We start from the raw sequence: 21,169 nt of genomic DNA, 5'->3' as shown, positions 1-21,169 counted from the left end.
TGTGGTTTTTTATATTTACAACTTTAAAGACCTAGAGATTAACTTCTCAGACCAACACCTTTAGAGATTAAACGCCATGCGACAGTATACAGTACAATAATAAAGCCAATTAAGACGCTAAAGGCCGTAGTAATGCCCACATCAGAAACCCCTAAAAAGCCATAACGAAACGCATTCACCATATAGATAATTGGATTAATCTTAGAAACGCCCTGCCAAAACTCAGGTAACAAACTAATTGAGTAAAAAACACCGCCTAAATAAGTCAGTGGCGTCAGAATAAAGGTAGGAATAATACTGATATCATCAAAAGACTTCGCATAAACGGCATTAATCAGACCGCCTAATGAAAAGACAATTGAAGTTAAAATCACCGTTGCAACTATAATAAACCAATGGTTAATTTGCAGTGGCACAAAGAATTGTGAAACCGCGGTGACAATAATCCCCACCCCTAAACCTCGTGTAACACCACCGCCAACAAAGCCAGCAATCAACACATAAGTTGGAACAGGTGCCACCAATAACTCTTCAATATTACGCTGAAACTTTGAACTAAAGAAAGAAGAGGCAACATTAGAATAAGAGTTAGTAATCACCGACATCATGATAAGACCCGGCACGATATACTCCATATAGCTGAAGCCATCCATCTGGCCAATTCGACTGCCAATTAAATTACCGAAAATAATAAAGTAAAGTGTCATCGTAATAGCTGGTGGAATCAACGTCTGTATCCAGATTCGAGTAAAACGATTGATCTCTTTTGTTAAGATACTTCGAAAAGCAACCCAGTATAAATGGTTCATTATACTTTCTCCTTATTACTATTTTGGACCAAAGAAACAAATAGCTCTTCTAATCGGTTGGCTTTATTTCTCATTGATAAGACTTGAATATTCATACTGTTTAATTTAGCAAACAACTGATTTAGGCCTTCATTCTTATCAATATCCACTTCAATGGAGAACTCATCGACACGCCGAACATCAAATCCTTCAATTTTATTTACTGGGTTCTCAGAGGTGATATCAAGGATAAATGTCTCTTTTTGAATTTTCGCTAACAGTGACTTCATTGTGGTATTTTCCACTAATTCACCACTATTGATGATACCAATATTACGGCATAGCATTTCAGCTTCTTCCAAATAGTGAGTCGTCAGTATAATAGTCACTCCTTCCTTATTGATCTCTTGTAAGAAACTCCACATTGAACGTCTTACTTCAATATCAACACCAGCCGTTGGCTCATCAAGAATAAGTAGTTGTGGCTCATGCATTAACGCTCTAGCAATCATTAAACGACGCTTCATACCACCAGATAGGTTACGAGCACGCTCTTTCCGCTTACCCCAAAGCTCAAGCTGAGTCAGATACTTCTCTGCTCGTTTCTTTGCTTCAGGACGCTCGACACCATAATAACCCGCTTGGTTAATCACGATCTGTTCAACGGTTTCAAATGGGTTAAAATTAAACTCTTGAGGAACTAATCCCAACTGACTTTTCGCCAGCTCTAAATCTTTATCAAGGTCATAACCAAACACTTTGACACTACCCGAACTCTTATTAACTAATGAGCTAATAATGCCGATAGTCGTCGACTTCCCAGCCCCATTTGGACCCAGCAAAGCAAAAAAGTCACCTTTCTTAACGTTAAGTGATAACCCTTTTAATGCATGAATATTGCCTAAATAGGTCTTAGTTAAATTTTCTATTTCTAATGCGTACATAATCTCTATTTTGCCTATTTATTAAAAATGAGTACTCTGTTTAACCAAAAAAAGCGCACTAATCCGATTTGCTATGATAAGATTTCGTGTATATTAGTTAAATAATTAATTCAAAGATATTAACATGTCAGATATAAAAAAGTTATTTGCAAATAATAAAAATTGGTCCAACATGATCAAAGATGAAGAGCCGGGCTTCTTCACCAACCTTGCTCAAGAACAACATCCTGACTATCTATGGATTGGCTGTTCTGACAGTCGTGTTCCTGCTGAACGCCTTACCGGCATGCGTTCTGGTGAGTTATTTGTTCACCGAAATGTTGCTAATCAAGTGGTTCATACCGATTTAAACTGCTTATCCGTCATTCAGTATGCTGTTGATGTATTAAAAGTTAAACACGTCATCATTTGTGGACACTATAATTGCGGTGGCATTAATGCTGCCATTGAGAATCCACAGCTAGGCTTAATTAACAATTGGCTTCTACATATTCGTGACATCTATCGTCAACATAGAACTTGGTTAGATCAACTTCCGTCTCAAGAACGTGATAATAAACTTTGTGAGCTGAATGTAGCAGAGCAAGTATATAACTTAGGGAACTCTACCGTGATGCAAAATGCATGGGCAAGAGGACAAGAAGTTAAAGTTCATGGTTGGGTTTATGGTATGGATAATGGTGTTTTAAGAGACCTTGGTATGACATCAACCAGCCGAGATCAATTAGAAGAAGCACATCAAGCCGCAGTTAAAGCAATTATCCCTAACAAATAAACGCCATCAAGATTGCTGATAAATCAAGCAAATGACCTTAATGACTCTTACAGCTAAAATAAAATGGAGTAACGTGACTATCAAATCACTGTACTCCATTCTTTTATACCTAAACTGTTGGTAAATTACTCTTGTGGTACGACTTTTCCAATATAAGGAAGATGACGATACTTCTGAGCATAATCAATGCCCACACCAACAACAAACTCATCTGGGATGATAAAACCATACCAACGAACATCAACGTTCACTTCACGTCTCTCAGGCTTATCTAGCAAAGTACAGATTTCAATCGAAGCAGGATCACGCAGAGAAAGGATCTCACACACTTTACTCAACGTATTTCCAGTATCAATAATGTCTTCGACGATTAGAACATGCTTACCCGCAATATCATCATCTAAATCTTTTAAAATTCTAACATCACGTGAACTGTTCATGGTATTACCATAACTAGACGCAGTCATAAAATCCACTTCATGCATCAGTTCAATTTTACGCGCTAAATCGGCTAAGAAAACAAAAGAGCCACGTAATAACCCAACAAGAACAAGATCTTTTTTACCTTGATAATGTTCAGTAATCTCTTTCCCTAATTGCTCAATTCGCTTGTTGACGTCCTGCTCTGAAATCAATACGTCAATAGTATGTTTCATCATAATGTTTCCCCATCTCTTTAATGCTAATCGCTATTACGCACATTCTAACAGAGAACAGAATCGTAATCTTGCAAGAAAAAAATGATTTCTGCGAGGCAGTTCATTCGTTTAAATTTGTTGTTACATCAGTATCAGAATATTCTTTATAAAATAAGCAGATAACTAAAAGGGCACACAGAGCATGGTAAGTATTAGAAGGGAGAATAAAGATAAAATAACATTAAATACAATAATTAAAATATCAAAAAATCGCTTAAGTGCAGAACAACGTTCAGAACAGATATTAAATAGCGCAATGATACTTTTTGCCCAACAAGGATTAACTAAGATTAATTTTAACCATATCGCAGATGCCAACTCAATTTCACCAGGCACTGTTTTCCATTACTTCAACAGTAAGAATAAGCTCATTTCCACCATACTTACACTAATAGAGAAAAAGCTGGCGGGATTTATCGTACAAAGCTTTCAAGATAGAGAAGCATCATTGACTCAACAGATCCATCAACTGCTTCATCTTTTTATTGACCAATGTTATTTGCCCAATAATTATTGGTTAGCGATCTGGTTTGAGTGGAGTACATCTAAAGATATCGAGTTCAATCAACAATTTAATCTGACTCAAAAAAAGGTCAATCAACTCTTATTCATTCATTTAGAGCCGGCATTAAAACCTTATCAACATACCATTGATAGCAAAAACTTAATAACACTACTTCAAGGTGCATTTTATATGCTTTACTTACAATATCATCATCAAGTTGAGCAGAAAAAGATCGACGATACGGCAACCGATTTCGCTCAACTTATTACATTCAATTAGCTTTATATAGCAACTCTGTTCAAAAAGAAAATCAAGAGAAAATAACAGGCTGATGCTCTGTAATTGATACGGTTACCTGCTGACCGTTAGACAAAGCTAACTCACTGTTTGCAATCAAGGCTGCATCTTCAACTTGTATGGTATAACGACAACTATCCCCCATAAAAGCAACATCTATTACCTCACCGACTTGACACTTATTTTCTCTAGCTTCCGTCATTGAACCCATCATTTTTTTTAGTGCCACTGCTTGAGGCCTTAACAGTAGTTCCCCTAACTGTTGAGCTTTAACGTCAAACGTCAAAAATTCCTGAGCTAATGGATGTTGTAATGGTAAATAAGAGGTAGTACCAAGAAAATTCGCTACAAAACGACTTGCCGGTTGATGATAAATATCCATCGGCGCACCAAATTGCTCAATCACACCACGGTTCATTACCGCCAGCTTATCAGCAAAGGCAAACGCCTCTTCTCGACTATGAGTCACAAAAATGGCTGCAATCCCCTGATCTTTAAAGATCTGACGGATCTCTTTGATTAAGCTTTGACGAACTTGGGTATCAATATTAGAGAACGGTTCATCAAGTAATAACAAATCAGGTTCACAAGCTAAAGCACGAGCAATCGCGACGCGTTGTTGTTGACCACCTGACAATTGATGAGGATAACGTTCAGACAAACCTTGAAGTTGAACTAACTCAAGCATCTGCTCTACTTTCTCTTGCTGACGTTCACGGCTCCACTCTCGTAGACCAAAACGGATATTCTCAGCAACGGTTAAGTGAGGGAAAAGCGCATAATCCTGAAAAATCATGCCAATATTGCGATCTTCCGGCTCAACAAAATAATCATCGTCACTGACATTACGACCACAAATCGCTACTTTGCCCGCACTCAGTGGTAATAAGCCGGCAATGGCCTTTAATAAGGTTGTTTTCCCACATCCACTCGCACCCAGTAAGCAGACAATTTCATTTTCACTCACCGACAATGAAAGTTGTTCTAAGATTAACTCGCCATGATAACTGCAGTTAATACCGTTAACATTAAGGGCTAAGTCGCTGCTGTTTGATGAAGATAACGTTGTCATAATTAATGCGCCTTCTCTAGGGAGCGGTTAACGATAATAAGAGGAATAATGCCGACTAAAATAAGTAAAACCGCAGGCAGTGCTGCAATTTCTAGTTGTTCATCTGATGCAAAGTTATAAACATAAGTCGCTAAAGTTTCAAAGTTAAAAGGGCGTAAAAGTAGCGCCGCATTCAGCTCTTTCATCGACTCAATAAAAACTAAAAATAGCGCAGTTAAACAACTTCGACGTATCAACGGCACATGAATATAGCGCAACATTGCCATTGCCTTGTACCCCATCGTTTTTGCCGCCATATCCAATGAGGGCGAAACCTTAGCAAGGCTACTTTCAATGCTTCCAACCGCTACGGCTGTAAAGCGACAAACCAGCGCACAAATTAAAGCAAAAACGGAACCTGAAAGTAGTAACCCTGGCGGCTTACCTCCAAAATCACGTACTGTTACATTGATAAAGTAATCTAAACCTGTGGTTGGCAACATCACACCAATCGCTAAAACTGTTCCTGGAACCGCATAGCCCATTGAGCTAATACGCATTGGAATCACTGTCCATTTACGAGCATCCAATCGACGATAAAAGTTAACCACTAAAGCTATTATCACGGCGATGACAGCCGCTAATAATGAAGTATAAAGACTGTTTAAACTGTATTGCTGAAACTCGGGAGTCCATGATTGTCCAAAATAATCATAAACAAAGAGTAATAACTGCAAAACAGGAAAGATAAAAGCCAGTGAAACGAGTCCCCAACACCACGTTAATGCTAACCACTTTTTCACCCCAGTTAAGGTATAGCGCATATCTTCTGGACGAGTCACATTCTGTTGAAACAACTTCTGCTTACGGCGACTGTAACGCTCTGCCGATATCAGTAAAAAGATCGCTAATAACATCAATGCTGAGATTTTCGCAGCAACCGTTAAATTCGAGTACCCTAACCAAGTATCATAAACTGCGGTTGTTAAGGTATTGACCGAAAAATAACTTACCGTGCCAAAATCCCCTAATGCTTCCATTGCCACCAATGACAGTGCAACGGCAATCGATGGGCGAGCAAGAGGCAGAGAGATACGAATAAAACTTTGCCAAGGGGTACATTTTAATAAGCGAGCAGACTGTAAAACACTGGCATTTTGTTCCATAAAAGCGGTGCGAGCTAACAGATAAATATAAGGGTACAGCACCAAAGCAAGAACAAAACAAGCACCTGCCACAGAACGCATTTCAAAGAACCAATAATCATGAGGAGAGTTCCAACCGAACATGGCCCTTAACGTATTCTGTATTGGTCCGGCATAATCAAACCAATCGGTATAAATATAACCCACAATATAAGCAGGCATAGCAAGAGGAAGAACCAGTGCCCATTGCAACCATTTTTCACCAGGTAAGCGACACATTGCCATTAACCAAGCAGCAGGAAGACCAAAAAGAAGAGAAAGAATAACCACACCAACAACGACTAAAATAGTATTGCTAATATAAGTCGGCATGACCGTAGAGAATAGATGGCTAAATAGCTCATCAGAAGCACCTGTTGCTGTATAAAAAATAGCAACAATCGGTAAAAGAATAAGTAGGGAAAGCCCCCACGAAAATAGAGTCCAGCTAGGTTTTCTGTTTTTCATTCGTCACTATTTATTATTATCTCACTATACGAAAATCACTCACCATTGCTGGAAAACCAGAAAATAACAGAAGCCAAATCATTATAGGTTTTCTCTCTATTTTAGAAAGGCAACACCACTGCATTTTTAAGTAAAAAGCGTATATATTGAAAGCAAAAAATAAGGGAGTGAAACACTCCCTTATCTCATTTTGAGTACCAATATGACTCAACGCTCATTATAGATCAAATTTCACTTCGTCTAGCATTTTCACTGCAGTAGTGTGATATTTAGCAACATCTTCTAATGGTAAAGTGTCGGCTTTGAACTCACCCCAAGATGACACAAGCTCAGATGGCTTCACTTCTGGGTTAACTGGGTACTCATAGTTCACTTCAGCGTACATGCTTTGTGCTGTTTTCTCAGTTAGGAATGTCATTAGCTTCTCTGCATTCTCTTTGTTTGGTGCGTATTTAGCCAGTGACATCCCACTGACATTCACGTGAGTACCAAATGAATCTTGACCAGGGAAGTTAATATAAACAGAGTCTGCCCATGCTTTTTGGTTCTCGTCATTAATCATCTTACCGAGGTAGTAACTATTGCCTAATGCAAGGTCACAAAGTCCTTCTTTAATTGCTTTAACTTGTGCACGATCATTACCTTGTGGTTTACGCGCCAAGTTTGCTTTTAAGCCTTCTAGCCATACTTTTGCTTTCGCTTCACCATAATGAGCAATCATCGAAGAGATGAGAGAAACATTGTATGGGTGCTTACCAGAACGCATACAAATCTTACCTTCCCATTTAGGATCAGCTAAATTGATGTAATCAAAGTCATCACCTAAACGGCCAACACGCTCTTTTGAAGAGTAAACATTACGAGTACGTAGCGTGAGTGCAAACCAACGATCTTCTGAATCACGGTATTGAGTTGGAATATTCTTTTCTATTTCAGCACTATCTAAAGGTTGAACAACATCTTTGTCAATGAACTCAACAAGGCGGCTAATGTCGGTTGTTAACAATACATCAGCAGGACTAAACTCCCCTTCTTGCTTTACTTTTTCAGCTAAGCCTTTTTTTGCAAATTTAACATTAACTTTAATCCCAGTCTCAGCAGTAAACTCTTTGAACATAGGTTCAATTAAGAAAGGTTGGCGATAAGAGTAAACATTCACTTCATCAGCAGCTTGTGCAGTTAGTGGGGCAAATGTAGAAAACAGAAGAGAAGCTGCGAGTAGTTTTTTCATTGAAGAAGTCCTTTATCTATCGTATGAATATAGAGGTGCGAATGGTAATAGTTATCAATAAGTTTATTATATACAAAATCATTTGATAAACAATGATTCATATCATAAAAAATAAAAAGACCTTATAATAAATCATAAGGTCTTTGAGGGAATACACCTAAAATAATTGAAGTTGCTAGTAGGCGAACAAGAGTAGCCAACAACCTAGCAACTTCAAATAAGAAAGGTATAGATTAAATTTAAGTCATAAATCACTATGACTACTGATAAAAATTAACGTGAAAGTTTACCATGCACCATAAATTCAGGATAAGCATCAATACCACAATCATGGATATCCATACCTTCTAACTCTTCTTCTTCACTAACTCGAATACCAATTGTACGCTTTAAAATAGACCAAACGACAATACTTGCTATAAATACCCAACCAAAGATAACCAGCGCCCCTATTAACTGAGCACTAAAGCTTGCATCACCATTGCTTAGAGGAACAACCATCAAACCAAAGAATCCACATACACCATGAACAGAGATTGCACCTACTGGATCATCAATTTTAATTTTGTCCAATGCGACGATACTAACGATAACAATTCCACCCGCGGCTAAGCCAATAAGTAGTGCTGTAATAGGTGTCGGCGAGAGAGGGTCTGCCGTAATTGCAACTAAACCTGCTAATGCTCCATTAAGAATCATCGTTAAATCCGCCTTTCCCCACGTCAATTTACAAAATGCTAGTGCCCCAATTGCACCTGCGGCAGCTGCTGCATTAGTATTTAAGAATACCTGTCCTACCGCCGTTGCGTTCTCAAAGTCAGACACCATTAACTGTGAACCACCGTTAAAGCCAAACCAACCTAACCATAAGATGAATGTACCTAAAGTCGCTAATGGCATGTTTGAACCTGGTATCGGATAAATCTCACCTCGCTTACCATATTTGCCTTTTCGAGCACCCAGTAATAGAACGCCTGCTAATGCCGCAGCGGCACCCGCCATATGAACAATACCTGAACCAGCAAAGTCACTAAAGCCCAGCTCTGAAAGGAAACCACCACCCCAAGTCCAGTAACCTTCTAGTGGATAGATAAAACCCGTTAAAACAACCGAAAAGATAAGAAAAGCCCATAACTTCATACGCTCTGCAACGGCACCAGATACAACAGACATCGCCGTTGCGACAAACACCACTTGGAAGAAGAAGTCAGATTCTAATGAATGGGAGGCATCAGCGCCTTGCTCACCAATCAAAACGCCTAAAGAGGGGATAATTCCGCCGCCTGTATTATCGACATACATGATGTTGTAACCCACCAATAAAAACATGGTGCAAGCAATCGCGTATAGACAAAGGTTTTTGGTTAAAATTTCAGTGGTATTTTTAGAGCGAACTAGCCCAGCTTCTAACATGGCAAACCCTGCTGCCATCCACATGACTAACGCCCCTGAAATGAGTAAGTAAAAGGTATCTAGCGCGTATTTTATTTCTGTGACTGTTAAGATAATATCCATAATATTTCCTTTCATATTTGCTTAAATCAAAGTCTGATTCGGCCTTACTGTTCTCAGCAATGCCTTTTTATAACGCTTCAGTGTCCATCTCACCGGTACGAATTCGAACCGCTTGCTCTAGGTCGTAAACAAATATTTTCCCATCGCCAATTTTTCCAGTATGGGCTGATTGAGTGATCGCATTAATCACCTCTTCGACATTATCTTGTACTGTCGCTATCTCGATTTTCACTTTAGGTAAAAAATCCACTTGGTACTCAGCTCCTCGATAGAGTTCAGTATGTCCTTTTTGACGACCAAATCCTTTTACTTCAGAAATCGTCATCCCTTCAATACCAACATCAAATAGTGCTTCTCTTACATCTTCTAATTTGAATGGTTTAATAATTGCGTGAATCAGCTTCATACACATTCCCTACCCAAGTTCATCTCTAAATTATTAGGACTGTTCAATTAAGTTATGCCCGGTCTCTGATTAAATACAATCAATAATCATGCCAACTTTTATTACCATTAAAAATCAAAAAGTTAAGTAAATGTTAAAAAGTAATTTATTTTTATTTATTCAAAACAAAAAAATGCCGCACCAAATTGGTGCGGCATTTTCACAAGATAGGTGCATGTTAAGAGCTTTAGTTAGGGAGGAATATACCTAAAGAAATGGAGAGATCAATATCGCAGAACAAACGCCAACCAAGAATCAATCACTTCAATAAAGTCTTCACGGCCACATAAAGAGACACTCTCTTCATCGTAGTAACCAAAGTGACTTTCTTCTTCGATACTCTGCTGATCAGTAAGATCTGATTCAACAAAAGTGCTATTTGCTTGAACTAGAATCTCCTCACTATTGATGGTAATCGTTAACTCTTTCCCTTTCTGTTGCCACTCTTCACTACTGCCTTGTAATTGTTCAACTTGCTCTAACAATAATTTGATCGCTTTGGGATCACTTCCTAACTCTTCAATGATCCAGCGACCTAATGCTTCATGTCCCATTGAAAAGATCGCGCGATAGTTATCATCTAAGGTACTTTTTCTAAATTCAAAATCCACAAGGTTATCCAAATAACGATTAATACTCTGCCCTATAATAGGAAATATTTGCCACAATCTCTAGCAAATAAAAAAGCTCACACTTTCAGGTCTAATCAACCAAAAAAATATGAGCTTTAATATTATAGTGTTACCGTCTTTTATGACTTAACGTCGCCGTAATATATCGCCTACTGACTTGAAGAGACTAGGTTGTTGACGACGAGCAATTCCAATTACGTTAAGTATAGACGTATTAATAAACTTAAACTGTTTGTTGAATAATCACTTTTTCTGCTTTGTCAGTGTACTGTGTCAACTGATCAAAGTTTAAGTAGCGATAAGTATCTGCCGCTGTCGTATCTAACTGACTAGAATAAGTTAAATACTCATCAACCGTTGGTAACTTACCTAAAATTGCAGCAACCGATGCTAATTCTGCAGATGCTAAGAATACATTAGCCCCGGTTCCTAAGCGGTTCGGAAAGTTACGCGTTGATGTAGAAACAACCGTCGCCTTCTCTGCAACACGAGCTTGGTTACCCATACAAAGAGAACAACCTGGGATCTCTATACGTGCGCCAACACGACCAAAGATACCGTAATATCCTTCTTCGATAAGCTGATCTTTATCCATCTTAGTCGGTGGTGCTATCCACATTCGAGTTGGCAACTGCCCTGTAAACTTATCAAGTAACTTACCTGCGGCACGGAAATGACCAATGTTTGTCATACATGAACCGATAAAGACTTCATCAATAGTTTCACCTGTGACATCCGATAACAGACGCGCATCATCAGGATCGTTTGGCGCGCATAAGATTGGTTCTTTGATATCCGCAAGATCGATCTCAATGATCTCCGCATATTCTGCATCTTTATCTGCTTCCATCAGAACTGGATTGGCTAACCACTCTTCCATCTCGCTAACACGACGTTCAATCGTCTTACGATCACCGTAACCTTCGGCAATCATCCACTTCAACATGGTGATATTTGAGGTTAGGTATTCGGTGATTGGCGCTTCATCTAGTTTAATCGTACAACCCGCCGCTGAACGCTCAGCAGAGGCATCTGCAAGTTCAAATGCTTGTTCAACTTTCAGAGTTGGTAGACCTTCAATTTCAAGAATACGACCAGAAAATGCATTTTTCTTTCCTGCTTTCTCTACCGTTAGTAAACCTTGTTTGATAGCAAAGTAAGGAATCGCATGAACAAGATCACGTAGTGTAATACCAGGCTGCTTTTCACCTTTAAAACGCACCAAAATAGACTCAGGCATATCAAGAGGCATCACCCCTGTCGCAGCAGCAAATGCCACTAAACCTGAACCGGCTGGGAATGAGATCCCTAATGGATAACGAGTATGGGAATCACCACCAGTACCAACAGTATCAGGCAGTAACATACGGTTTAACCATGAGTGAATAACACCATCACCAGGACGCAAAGAAACGCCACTACGATTCATAATAAAGTCAGGTAGAGTATGATGAGTATTAACATCAATCGGCTTTGGATACGCCGCCGTATGACAGAAAGACTGCATCACTAAATCAGCAGAGAAACCTAAACAAGCGAGATCTTTTAGTTCATCGCGGGTCATTGGGCCTGTTGTATCCTGTGAGCCAACAGTTGTCATCTTAGGTTCACAATATTGCCCCGGACGAACACCTGTTACACCACACGCCTTACCGACCATTTTTTGCGCAAGAGTATAGCCCTTATCGCTTTCAGCCACATCTAAAGGACGACGGAATACATCAGTTGCTTCTAAGTTCAATGATTGACGAGCACGATCTGTTAAACCACGACCGATAATCAATGGGATACGACCGCCAGCACGAACTTCATCAATTAATACTTCTGTCTTTAAAGAGAAATCAGCTAATATCTCGCCACTATCATGATTCTTCACGACACCTTGATATGGGTAAATATCGATAACATCACCCATGTTCAATTTACTGACATCAACTTCAATTGGTAGAGCACCGGCATCTTCCATGGTATTGAAGAAAATCGGTGCAATCTTACTACCTAGACAGTAACCACCAGCTCGCTTATTTGGTACATTTGGAATATCGTCACCCATGAACCATAATACCGAGTTAGTCGCTGATTTTCTTGATGAACCTGTACCAACAACGTCACCAACATAAGCAAGTGTGTAACCTTTTTTCTGTAACGCTTCGATGGTTGCAATCGGCCCGACTTCTCCTGGTTTATCCGGTGTAATTCCATCACGGCTATTTTTTAGCATCGCTAACGCATGAAGAGGGATATCAGGACGCGACCATGCATCAGGAGCTGGAGAAAGATCATCGGTATTGGTTTCGCCAGTGACTTTAAAGACAGTCAGAGTGATTTTCTCAGCTAATTCTGGCTTAGATAAAAACCACTCAGCATCAGCCCAAGATTGAATGACTTGTTGAGCTAATACGTTACCCGCTTTTGCTTTCTCTTCAACGTCGTAAAAGGCTTCAAACATTAATAGTGTATGAGATAATGCTTTAGCTGCAATCGGTGCTAGCTTGTCATTATCTAAGAGCGAAATAAGGGGTTCGATATTATAACCACCTTGCATTGTGCCAAGTAGTTCAGTTGCTTTCTCTGCTGAAATAATTGGTGATTCCGCTTTGCCTTGTGTTATCGCAGCAAGAAAGCCGGCTTTAACATAAGCGGCTTCATCAACACCGGGTGGAATTCTGTTTTCAAATAGATCTAAAAGAAAGGACTCTTCGCCAACAGGAGGCTGCTGGAGTAACTCGACAAGAGATGCGGTTTGAGTTGCATTTAATGGCTGTGGAACAATCCCTTCCGCTGCACGTTCTGCAACATGATTTCGATAAGCTTCAAGCACGACATTTTTCCTCTAATTACGATTCACTTGTAGTAAGTGAATATCCTTGGAAGGTTACTCACTACACGCTGAGTGAATAACGCAAAGTAAAGGGCAAGCTATTTGAACTGCCTATTTATCATCGATATATTTAGTTTTTCTCTATTCTAAATATATTTACATATAAAACAGTTAACTAACTCAATAAAAAACCCATTTATTGGCACTAAGATACCATAAAATTAACTAAAAATTAAAAAACAATCCAATCTTGCAACATATTTACACTCAAAATAATTACCGTTGCTAGACGGCTGCATGTGAATAAAGCCTCAAAGTATAGGTTTACTATATGATTAAGGGCAAATGAGTGCAGCTTTTACAGCTATACCCAAAGTAATTGACGTTGCTAGTAGACGACAAATGAATGAGGCTCCATGAGTATAGATTTTCTATATGATTGGGGCGAATGAACATAGCCAACAACCTAGCAACTTCAAGTAAGAAGGGGATATTAACCTAGTATCTTCAAGTATCAATATTGTAGGTAAAAAAATAGGCACTTTAAAAAGTGCCTATCTATTTATTCATCTGACCAATTGCATCAAATCAGCTTATTTACGTTTAACTGCTTTAGGATTTGGAAGGTCAGTCACTGTCCCTTCAAATACTTCAGCCGCAAGGCCAATTGATTCATGTAGCGTTGGGTGAGCATGAATAGTCAATGCGATATCTTCTGCATCACAACCCATCTCAATCGCTAGGCCAATTTCACCCAATAGCTCACCACCGTTAGTACCAACGATAGCACCACCAATGACACGATGACTCTCTTTATCAAAGATAAGCTTCGTCATACCATCTGCACAATCTGACGCGATTGCACGACCAGAAGCAGCCCAAGGGAAAGTCGCAACTTCGTAGTTGATACCTTCTGCTTTCGCTTCTTTCTCTGTTTTACCCACCCATGCAACTTCTGGCTCAGTATAAGCAATTGAAGGAATAACTTTAGGATCGAAGTAGTGCTTCTTACCAGAGATAACTTCAGCAGCAACATGACCTTCATGCACACCTTTGTGAGCAAGCATTGGCTGACCAACGATATCACCAATTGCATAGATGTTTGGAACATTAGTACGCATCTGCTTATCTACTGCGATAAAGCCACGCTCATCAATATTGATTCCCGCTTTTTCACCGTCGATAAGCTTACCATTTGGTACACGACCAATAGCAACAAGAACCGCATCATAACGCTGAGGCTCCGCAGGTGCTTTTTTACCTTCCATAGAAACATAAATGCCATCTTCTTTTGCTTCAACGGCAGTCACTTTAGTTTCTAATAGTAAGTCGAATTTCTTCTTGATACGCTTAGTGAAAACACGAACGATATCTTTATCTGCCGCTGGAATCACTTGATCGAACATCTCTACAACGTCAATCTTAGAACCCAATGCGTGATAAACGGTTCCCATTTCTAGACCGATAATACCACCACCCATAACTAATAGGCGCTCTGGTACTTCTTTTAGCTCTAATGCGTCAGTTGAATCCCAGATACGTGGATCTTCATGAGGGATAAATGGAAGCTGAATTGGACGAGAACCAGCAGCAATGATGGCATCATCAAAGGTAATTGTCGTTTCGCCGTCTGCACCACCGTCAACAACGATAGTGTTAGAGCTTGTAAATTTACCATAACCGTTAACAGTTTGAACTTTACGCATCTTAGCCATACCGCCAAGACCACCAGTTAACTGGCTAATTACTTTTTCTTTCCACAGACGAATCTTATCGATATCTGTTTGTGGTTCGCCAAACACAATACCGTGCTCGGCAAGGGCTTTAGCTTCTTCAATTACTTTTGCAACGTGAAGTAGTGCTTTTGATGGGATACAACCCACATTCAAACATACGCCACCTAGTGTATCGTAACGTTCAATAATTACAGTATCCAAACCTAAATCTGCACAACGGAATGCAGCAGAATATCCAGCAGGACCGGCACCAAGTATTACTACTTGAGCTTTAATCTCTTTGCTCATTTTGACCTCGTTAATCGTCATTAATCCCTGACAGGCTTTATACCCTTATGACTTTAGATATAAGTGTAAAGCTTCCACCTAAAAAATAGTTTAACGCTATGTTAATAGATTGAAAAGAAAAATAATAAAGCCTGTGAGCTAAACCAAAAATTCCGACTCATATGAGTCGGAATTACATCTAAATTACAATACTAAACGACGGATATCAGATAATACGCCATTTAAGTAAGTAACAAAGCGAGCACCTTCAGCACCATCGATCACTCGGTGATCATAAGATAGTGAAAGTGGCAGCATTAGACGTGGTTCAAAATCTTTACCATTCCATACTGGCTTCATTTCAGATTTAGATACACCTAAGATACCGACTTCTGGTGCATTTACGATTGGAGTAAATGCTGTACCACCTAGACCACCAAGGCTTGAAATAGTGAAACAACCACCTTGCATATCGCCAGCAGTTAGTTTGCCTTCACGTGCTTTCTTAGAGATAGCTTTTAGCTCATTTGATAGCTCGTGAATCCCTTTCTTATTCACATCTTTAAAGACAGGAACAACTAAGCCATTTGGCGTATCAACCGCAATACCGACATTGATATATTTCTTCAGGATTAGACTCTGACCATCTTCAGATAGTGAAGAGTTAAATGCTGGGAACGCTTCTAATGCTTTAGCAACCGCTTTCATGATAAACACAAGTGGCGTAATCTTCATGCTTGTCTCGCGCTTAGCTTCCATCGCATTCTGCTCTTTACGGAACGCTTCTAGTGCGGTGATATCTGCATTATCCCACTGTGTAACGTGCGGGATCATGACCCAGTTACGGTGCAGGTTTGCGCCAGAGATCTTCTTGATCTTAGATAGAGGCTTAGTTTCAATTTCACCAAACTTAGTGAAATCAACTTTCGGCCAAGGTAGTAAACCAAGCGCTGAACCGTCGCCTTTACCTGATGCTGCACCAGACTCTAGACGTTTCAGTGCGTCTTTAACGAAAGATTGAATATCTTCTTTAAGTACGCGGTTCTTACGGCCAGTACCTTTAACTTTAGCAAGGTTAACACCAAATTCACGCGCTAAACGACGAACAACAGGTGATGCATGTGCATACTCATTGTTTTCAACAAAGTTATCTTTGCCGCTATTAGTCGGAGCTGATGAAGCAGGTTTTGATGCCGCCGTAGGAGCTTGCGCTGCAACAGGAGCAGCCGCTTGCGCTACAGGCGCTGCTGGAGCTGACGCAGAAACCGTTTCAAATACCATAATTAGAGAGCCAGTCGAAACCTTATCTCCAGTATTGATCTTAATCTCTTTAACTACACCTGCAAATGGAGCTGGTACTTCCATCGATGCTTTATCGCCTTCAACGGTAATGAGAGATTGCTCTTCTTCAACCGTATCACCAACTGAAACCATCACTTCTGTTACTTCAACTTCATCATCACCGATATCAGGAACATTCACTTCCTGTAGTGATGCAACTGCTGGTGCTGCTTGAGGCGCTGCGGCTTGAGCAACAGGTGCAGCTGGAGCGCCAGATCCTGCTACTTCAAAGACCATAATTAAAGAACCCGTTTCAACACTGTCACCAGTAGCAACTTTAATCTCTTTAATTACACCAGCGAAAGGTGCAGGGACTTCCATTGAAGCTTTATCGCCTTCAACTGTCAGTAGTGATTGCTCTTCTTCAACAGCATCACCCACTGCAACCATGATTTCAGTAACTTCAACGGCATCACCGCCGATATCAGGAACATGAACTTCTTTTAGTTCAGCTGATGCTGCCGGAGCGACTGCTGCCGGAGCGACTGCTGCAGGTGCAGCCGCGACTGCAGGCGCTGATTCTGTTGCGCCTTCAGCTTCAAAAACCATGATTAAAGAACCGGTTGCAACATTGTCGCCAACATTGATTTTGATCTCTTTTACTACACCAGCTTGAGATGCTGGAACTTCCATAGAAGCTTTATCGCCTTCAACCGTAATTAGTGACTGCTCTTCTTCAACTTTGTCGCCAACGTTGACTAAAATCTCAGTAACTTCTACTTCATCGGCACCGATATCTGGTACGTTAATTTCAATTGCCATTGTTCCAGCCCTTATGCGTGTAGTGGGTTTAATTTATTTGTATCGATGTCGAATTTAGCGATCGCTTCAGTCACAACGCTCTTCTCGATATCACCACGTTTAGCCAACTCAGTTAATGCTGCAACAACAACGTAGCTTGCATTGACTTCGAAGTGACGACGTAGGTTTGCACGGCTATCTGAACGACCAAAGCCATCAGTACCCAGTACTTTATATGAATCAGCAGGAACGAATGCACGTACTTGCTCAGCGTAGTTTTTCATATAATCCGTTGCAGCAATTGTTGGCTCATTGCCTAATGCTGTTGTGATATATGGTACTTGCTGCTCAGCTTCTGGATGTAGCATATTCCAACGCTCAACTTCTTGACCATCACGAGTCAATTCATTGAAAGACGTCACAGAGAATACATCAGAACCGATACCGTACTCTTCGCTTAAGATTTCAGCCGCTTTACGAACTTCGTTCATTATCGTTCCTGAACTTAGTAGCTGAACTTTGCCTTTCTCACCAGCGTAATCTTCAAGCTTATAGATACCTTTACGGATACCTTCTTCAGTGCCTTCTGGCATTGCTGGCTGATGATAGTTTTCATTCATTACTGTTAGGTAGTAATAGATGTTCTCTTGATCTTTACCATACATGCGACGTAGACCATCTTGCATGATAACAGCAACTTCGTATGCGAAAGTTGGGTCATAAGAGATACAGTTAGGAACCGTATTTGCCATGATGTGGCTGTGACCATCTTCGTGCTGCAGACCTTCACCGTTTAGTGTTGTACGACCCGCTGTTGCACCAAGTAGGAAACCACGAGCTTGTTGGTCACCCGCCATCCAAGCCATATCACCTACACGTTGGAAACCAAACATTGAGTAGTAGATATAGAACGGGATCATCGGTAGATCATTGGTGCTGTATGATGTTGCAGCAGATACCCATGAAGACATTGCACCTAGTTCGTTAATACCTTCTTGTAAAACTTGACCTGATGTTGCTTCTTTATAGTAAGAAACGATATCGCGATCTTGAGGCGTATAATTCTGACCATGTGGGTTATAGATACCAATCTGGCGGAACAGACCTTCCATACCGAATGTACGCGCTTCATCGGCAACGATAGGAACGATATTCTTACCAATGCTCTTGTTCTTAAGTAGGATATTCAGACCACGAACAAATGCCATAGTGGTAGAGATATCACGCTTCTGCTCTTCTAGTAGCGGTTTGAACTCTTCAACTTCAGGAATCGCTAGATCTTCTGTGAAGTTTGGTAGACGCTGTGGAGTATAACCATTTAGCGCTTCACGACGTTGGTGAAGGTAGTTATATTCTGCGCTGCCTTTCTCAAGTGTTAAGTAAGGTAGATCTTTCACTGCTTCATCAGAAACAAGATCCTGAAGGTGTAGACGATCACGTAACTGTTGAACGTGAGTCATGTCCATCTTCTTAACTTGGTGAGCGATGTTCTTACCTTCAGCAGCATCACCCATGCCATAACCTTTAACGGTCTTAGCTAGGATTACAGTTGGACGGCCTTCAGTCTCTTGAGCCGTTTTAAATGCACTGTAAAGTTTAGATGGCTCATGACCGCCACGCTTAAGCGCATAAATTTGGTCATCAGTCATGTCAGCAACAAGTGCTGCTGTTTCTGGGTACTTACCGAAGAAGTGTTCACGAACGTAAGCACCATCTTTAGATTTCAGTGTTTGGTAATCACCATCTACAGTTTCATTCATAAGCTGTAGTAGTTTACCTGTTGTATCTTTAGCAAGAAGCTTATCCCAACCGCTACCCCATACAACTTTAATCACATTCCAGCCTGCACCTTTAAATAGGCCTTCTAGCTCTTGAATGATCTTACCGTTACCCATTACAGGGCCATCTAGGCGCTGTAGGTTACAGTTGATAACAAAACATAGATTGTCCAGTTTTTCACGGGCAGCGAATGAGATTGCACCACGTGATTCTGGCTCATCCATCTCACCATCACCTAGGAATGCATATACACGCTGGTTAGAAGTCTTTTTAAGACCACGACCATCAAGGTACTTCAAGAAGCGTGCTTGATAGATAGATGAGATTGGACCAAGACCCATCGAAACGGTTGGGAACTGCCAGAATTCAGGCATTAATTTCGGGTGAGGATAAGAAGGGATACCTTTGCCATCAACTTCTTGACGGAAATTATCAAGTTGGTCTGCCGTTAAACGTCCTTCAACGAATGCACGTGCATAGATACCAGGAGAGATATGACCTTGATAATAAACTAAGTCACCACCATCAACTTCGTTTGGAGCACGGAAGAAGTGGTTAAAACAAACTTCATAGAATGCTGCTGACGATTGGAAAGAAGCCATGTGGCCGCCAAGCTCTAAATCTTTTTTAGAAGCTCGTAGAACAATCATAATCGCATTCCAGCGAATGATTGAACGGATGCTACGCTCTAGATTTACATCACCAGGATAAGCAAACTCTTTATCCGCAGGGATAGTGTTTACATAGTTTGTAGTGATGCCCGTTGGCATATCTACACCATCTAAACGAGCTTTATCCATCACTTGCTCTAATAGATATTGAGCGCGCTCAACACCTTCTTCACGAACAACTGATTCAAGTGCTTGTAGCCAATCTTGAGTTTCTAGTGCATCTACGTCGTTTTTAATGACTTCAGACATGTGATATATCCTTTCTTTTGTTATCGATACAAAACAGGTAATTTAGGTAGTAATGGGTTAAAAAATATTGCCCGTTACATCTCGTTGTTGGACTCGGCGTAAAGAGCGCTCAATGCGGCTATCTTCACGATCCAACTCTAATAAAGTTTCTTCTATATAAGCTAAATGGTCATGGGAAGCAGCTCTAGCCTTTTCAGGTTTTCCAGAGATAACCGCCTTGACGATATTCGCTCGGTGAGCACGAATTTTTTCTGCTAAACCTTCTCGGCGGTAAAGCGATTGCAAGTTGTGGCTAACATTTTTTTCAAGTAGCGGTGATAAGCTCTTCACTATATGAAGGAGAACCACATTATGCGCCGCTTCAGTTACCGTGACGAGATACTGAACAATCGCCTTCGATTCTAGTGCTAAATCACCACTTGCTTGTGCATTATTGATGGTTTCATTGGCATCTAGAATTTGGGAAAAATCTTGTTCAGTTCCACGCAATGCAGCAAAGTAGGATGAAATCCCCTCTAAAGCATGTCGAGATTCAAGCAGGTCGAGCTGAGCATCAGGATAATCTGAAAGTAGGTTAGTCAATGGATCTGTAAAGCTTGGCCATAAAGAGTCACTGACAAACGTACCTCCTCCTTGACGTCGAACGACTACATTCTTCGCTTCTAGACATTGAATTGCTTCTCGAATTGAAGGTCGAGAAACGTCAAAACGCAACGCTAACTCTCTTTCTGGAGGCAATTGCGAGCCAGGAGAAAGTGCCCCTTCAACGATCAACTGCTCTAACTTCTGCTGAATCACATCCGATAGCTTGCGTTGTTTAATCCTTTGATAGGCCATTTGTCTACTTGCGCTCTCTAATTGATATTCAATGACTCTAAAGTAAATTGGTAATACCAATTTTCTATCCTGTGAAAAAAGTTAACAAAATAGTCGCTAAGTGTCCAGAAAAAAGTTGATTCAAATCATGAATACATATATTCCACCATTGATAAGAAACGAAAAGCCAACAAAAATAGATCAAATGATTAACA

Annotated in this window: 15 protein-coding genes and 1 pseudogene; 2 read left to right on the top strand and 14 right to left on the bottom strand. The window is 40.3% G+C overall.

What is annotated here, in order from left to right; genetic code table 11:
- Positions 1-38 precede the first annotated feature (38 nt).
- Both L0B53_RS09090 and L0B53_RS09085 read right to left on the bottom strand, forming a co-directional pair.
- Complete coding sequence (locus L0B53_RS09090; RefSeq protein ID WP_235061752.1) at positions 39-809, bottom strand: ABC transporter permease; 771 nt, start codon at positions 807-809, stop codon at positions 39-41.
- Positions 809-1,732 (bottom strand): ABC transporter ATP-binding protein, encoded by a 924-nt coding sequence (locus L0B53_RS09085; RefSeq protein WP_235061751.1) that lies wholly within the window; start codon positions 1,730-1,732, stop codon positions 809-811. The genes L0B53_RS09090 and L0B53_RS09085 overlap by 1 nt, the downstream gene beginning before the upstream one ends.
- Positions 1,733-1,856: 124 nt before the next feature.
- Here L0B53_RS09085 and can point away from each other — a divergent pair, with 124 nt between their 5' ends.
- The gene (can, locus tag L0B53_RS09080; RefSeq protein WP_235061750.1) at positions 1,857-2,507 is read left to right on the top strand and encodes a carbonate dehydratase; all 651 of its coding nucleotides are present in this window, start codon (positions 1,857-1,859) and stop codon (positions 2,505-2,507) included.
- A gap of 125 nt (positions 2,508-2,632) precedes the next feature.
- Here the strand turns inward: can and hpt are convergent.
- A pseudogene (hpt, locus tag L0B53_RS09075) lies at positions 2,633-3,178 on the bottom strand (hypoxanthine phosphoribosyltransferase); the annotation flags it as partial.
- Positions 3,179-3,347: 169 nt separating this feature from the next.
- Between hpt and L0B53_RS09070 the strand changes: the two are divergent.
- Entirely contained in the window at positions 3,348-3,989 is a 642-nt protein-coding gene (locus L0B53_RS09070) for a TetR/AcrR family transcriptional regulator (RefSeq protein WP_235061749.1), read from the top strand.
- Positions 3,990-4,020: 31 nt separating this feature from the next.
- On the opposite strand, the gene L0B53_RS09065 is transcribed toward L0B53_RS09070, so the two are convergent.
- From L0B53_RS09065 to pdhR, 11 genes are all read right to left on the bottom strand, one after another.
- Entirely contained in the window at positions 4,021-5,079 is a 1,059-nt protein-coding gene (locus L0B53_RS09065) for an ABC transporter ATP-binding protein (protein ID WP_235061748.1), read from the bottom strand.
- 2 nt (positions 5,080-5,081) lie between these two features.
- Positions 5,082-6,710, bottom strand: coding sequence for an iron ABC transporter permease (locus L0B53_RS09060; RefSeq protein WP_235061747.1), 1,629 nt, complete (start codon positions 6,708-6,710; stop codon positions 5,082-5,084).
- A gap of 217 nt (positions 6,711-6,927) precedes the next feature.
- A complete protein-coding gene (locus L0B53_RS09055) occupies positions 6,928-7,941 on the bottom strand; it encodes a Fe(3+) ABC transporter substrate-binding protein (RefSeq protein ID WP_235061746.1) in 1,014 nt (337 codons plus the stop codon).
- A 273-nt stretch (positions 7,942-8,214) separates the two neighbouring features.
- Positions 8,215-9,456 carry an ammonium transporter gene (locus L0B53_RS09050; RefSeq protein WP_235061745.1) on the bottom strand — a complete coding sequence of 414 codons (1,242 nt, stop codon included), beginning with the start codon at positions 9,454-9,456 and terminating at the stop codon, positions 8,215-8,217.
- Positions 9,457-9,523: 67 nt separating this feature from the next.
- A complete protein-coding gene (glnK, locus tag L0B53_RS09045) occupies positions 9,524-9,862 on the bottom strand; it encodes a P-II family nitrogen regulator (RefSeq protein ID WP_235061744.1) in 339 nt (112 codons plus the stop codon).
- Between the two features lie 263 nt (positions 9,863-10,125).
- Positions 10,126-10,512 carry a YacL family protein gene (locus tag L0B53_RS09040; RefSeq protein WP_235061743.1) on the bottom strand — a complete coding sequence of 129 codons (387 nt, stop codon included), beginning with the start codon at positions 10,510-10,512 and terminating at the stop codon, positions 10,126-10,128.
- A gap of 244 nt (positions 10,513-10,756) precedes the next feature.
- Positions 10,757-13,354 (bottom strand): bifunctional aconitate hydratase 2/2-methylisocitrate dehydratase, encoded by a 2,598-nt coding sequence (gene acnB / locus L0B53_RS09035; RefSeq protein ID WP_235061742.1) that lies wholly within the window; start codon positions 13,352-13,354, stop codon positions 10,757-10,759.
- 593 nt (positions 13,355-13,947) lie between these two features.
- Positions 13,948-15,378 carry a dihydrolipoyl dehydrogenase gene (lpdA, locus tag L0B53_RS09030; protein ID WP_235061741.1) on the bottom strand — a complete coding sequence of 477 codons (1,431 nt, stop codon included), beginning with the start codon at positions 15,376-15,378 and terminating at the stop codon, positions 13,948-13,950.
- A gap of 183 nt (positions 15,379-15,561) precedes the next feature.
- Positions 15,562-17,460: a pyruvate dehydrogenase complex dihydrolipoyllysine-residue acetyltransferase gene (gene aceF, locus L0B53_RS09025; protein WP_235061740.1), complete on the bottom strand. Its 1,899-nt coding sequence runs from the start codon at positions 17,458-17,460 to the stop codon at positions 15,562-15,564.
- 11 nt (positions 17,461-17,471) lie between these two features.
- A complete protein-coding gene (gene aceE / locus L0B53_RS09020) occupies positions 17,472-20,138 on the bottom strand; it encodes a pyruvate dehydrogenase (acetyl-transferring), homodimeric type (RefSeq protein WP_235061739.1) in 2,667 nt (888 codons plus the stop codon).
- Positions 20,139-20,195: 57 nt separating this feature from the next.
- Positions 20,196-20,975 carry a pyruvate dehydrogenase complex transcriptional repressor PdhR gene (pdhR, locus tag L0B53_RS09015; protein ID WP_235062213.1) on the bottom strand — a complete coding sequence of 260 codons (780 nt, stop codon included), beginning with the start codon at positions 20,973-20,975 and terminating at the stop codon, positions 20,196-20,198.
- Between the last annotated feature and the right edge of the window lie 194 nt (positions 20,976-21,169).

The sequence above is a fragment of the Vibrio sp. SS-MA-C1-2 genome (assembly GCF_021513135.1).
GTDB lineage: Bacteria > Pseudomonadota > Gammaproteobacteria > Enterobacterales > Vibrionaceae.
This window is presented reverse-complemented; position numbering and strand designations above follow the sequence as displayed.

Bases quoted from the DNA above. Each gene is read 5' to 3' on its own strand.
- L0B53_RS09055 (WP_235061746.1), bottom strand. From the start codon at position 7,941: ATGAAAAAACTACTCGCAGCTTCTCTTCTGTTTTCTACATTTGCCCCA.
- glnK (WP_235061744.1), bottom strand. From the start codon at position 9,862: ATGAAGCTGATTCACGCAATTATTAAACCATTCAAATTAGAAGATGTA.
- L0B53_RS09050 (WP_235061745.1), bottom strand. From the start codon at position 9,456: ATGGATATTATCTTAACAGTCACAGAAATAAAATACGCGCTAGATACC.
- L0B53_RS09090 (WP_235061752.1), bottom strand. From the start codon at position 809: ATGAACCATTTATACTGGGTTGCTTTTCGAAGTATCTTAACAAAAGAG.
- L0B53_RS09085 (WP_235061751.1), bottom strand. From the start codon at position 1,732: ATGTACGCATTAGAAATAGAAAATTTAACTAAGACCTATTTAGGCAAT.
- lpdA (WP_235061741.1), bottom strand. From the start codon at position 15,378: ATGAGCAAAGAGATTAAAGCTCAAGTAGTAATACTTGGTGCCGGTCCT.
- pdhR (WP_235062213.1), bottom strand. From the start codon at position 20,975: ATGGCCTATCAAAGGATTAAACAACGCAAGCTATCGGATGTGATTCAG.
- L0B53_RS09060 (WP_235061747.1), bottom strand. From the start codon at position 6,710: ATGAAAAACAGAAAACCTAGCTGGACTCTATTTTCGTGGGGGCTTTCC.
- aceE (WP_235061739.1), bottom strand. From the start codon at position 20,138: ATGTCTGAAGTCATTAAAAACGACGTAGATGCACTAGAAACTCAAGAT.
- can (WP_235061750.1), top strand. From the start codon at position 1,857: ATGTCAGATATAAAAAAGTTATTTGCAAATAATAAAAATTGGTCCAAC.
- L0B53_RS09065 (WP_235061748.1), bottom strand. From the start codon at position 5,079: ATGACAACGTTATCTTCATCAAACAGCAGCGACTTAGCCCTTAATGTT.
- L0B53_RS09070 (WP_235061749.1), top strand. From the start codon at position 3,348: ATGGTAAGTATTAGAAGGGAGAATAAAGATAAAATAACATTAAATACA.
- aceF (WP_235061740.1), bottom strand. From the start codon at position 17,460: ATGGCAATTGAAATTAACGTACCAGATATCGGTGCCGATGAAGTAGAA.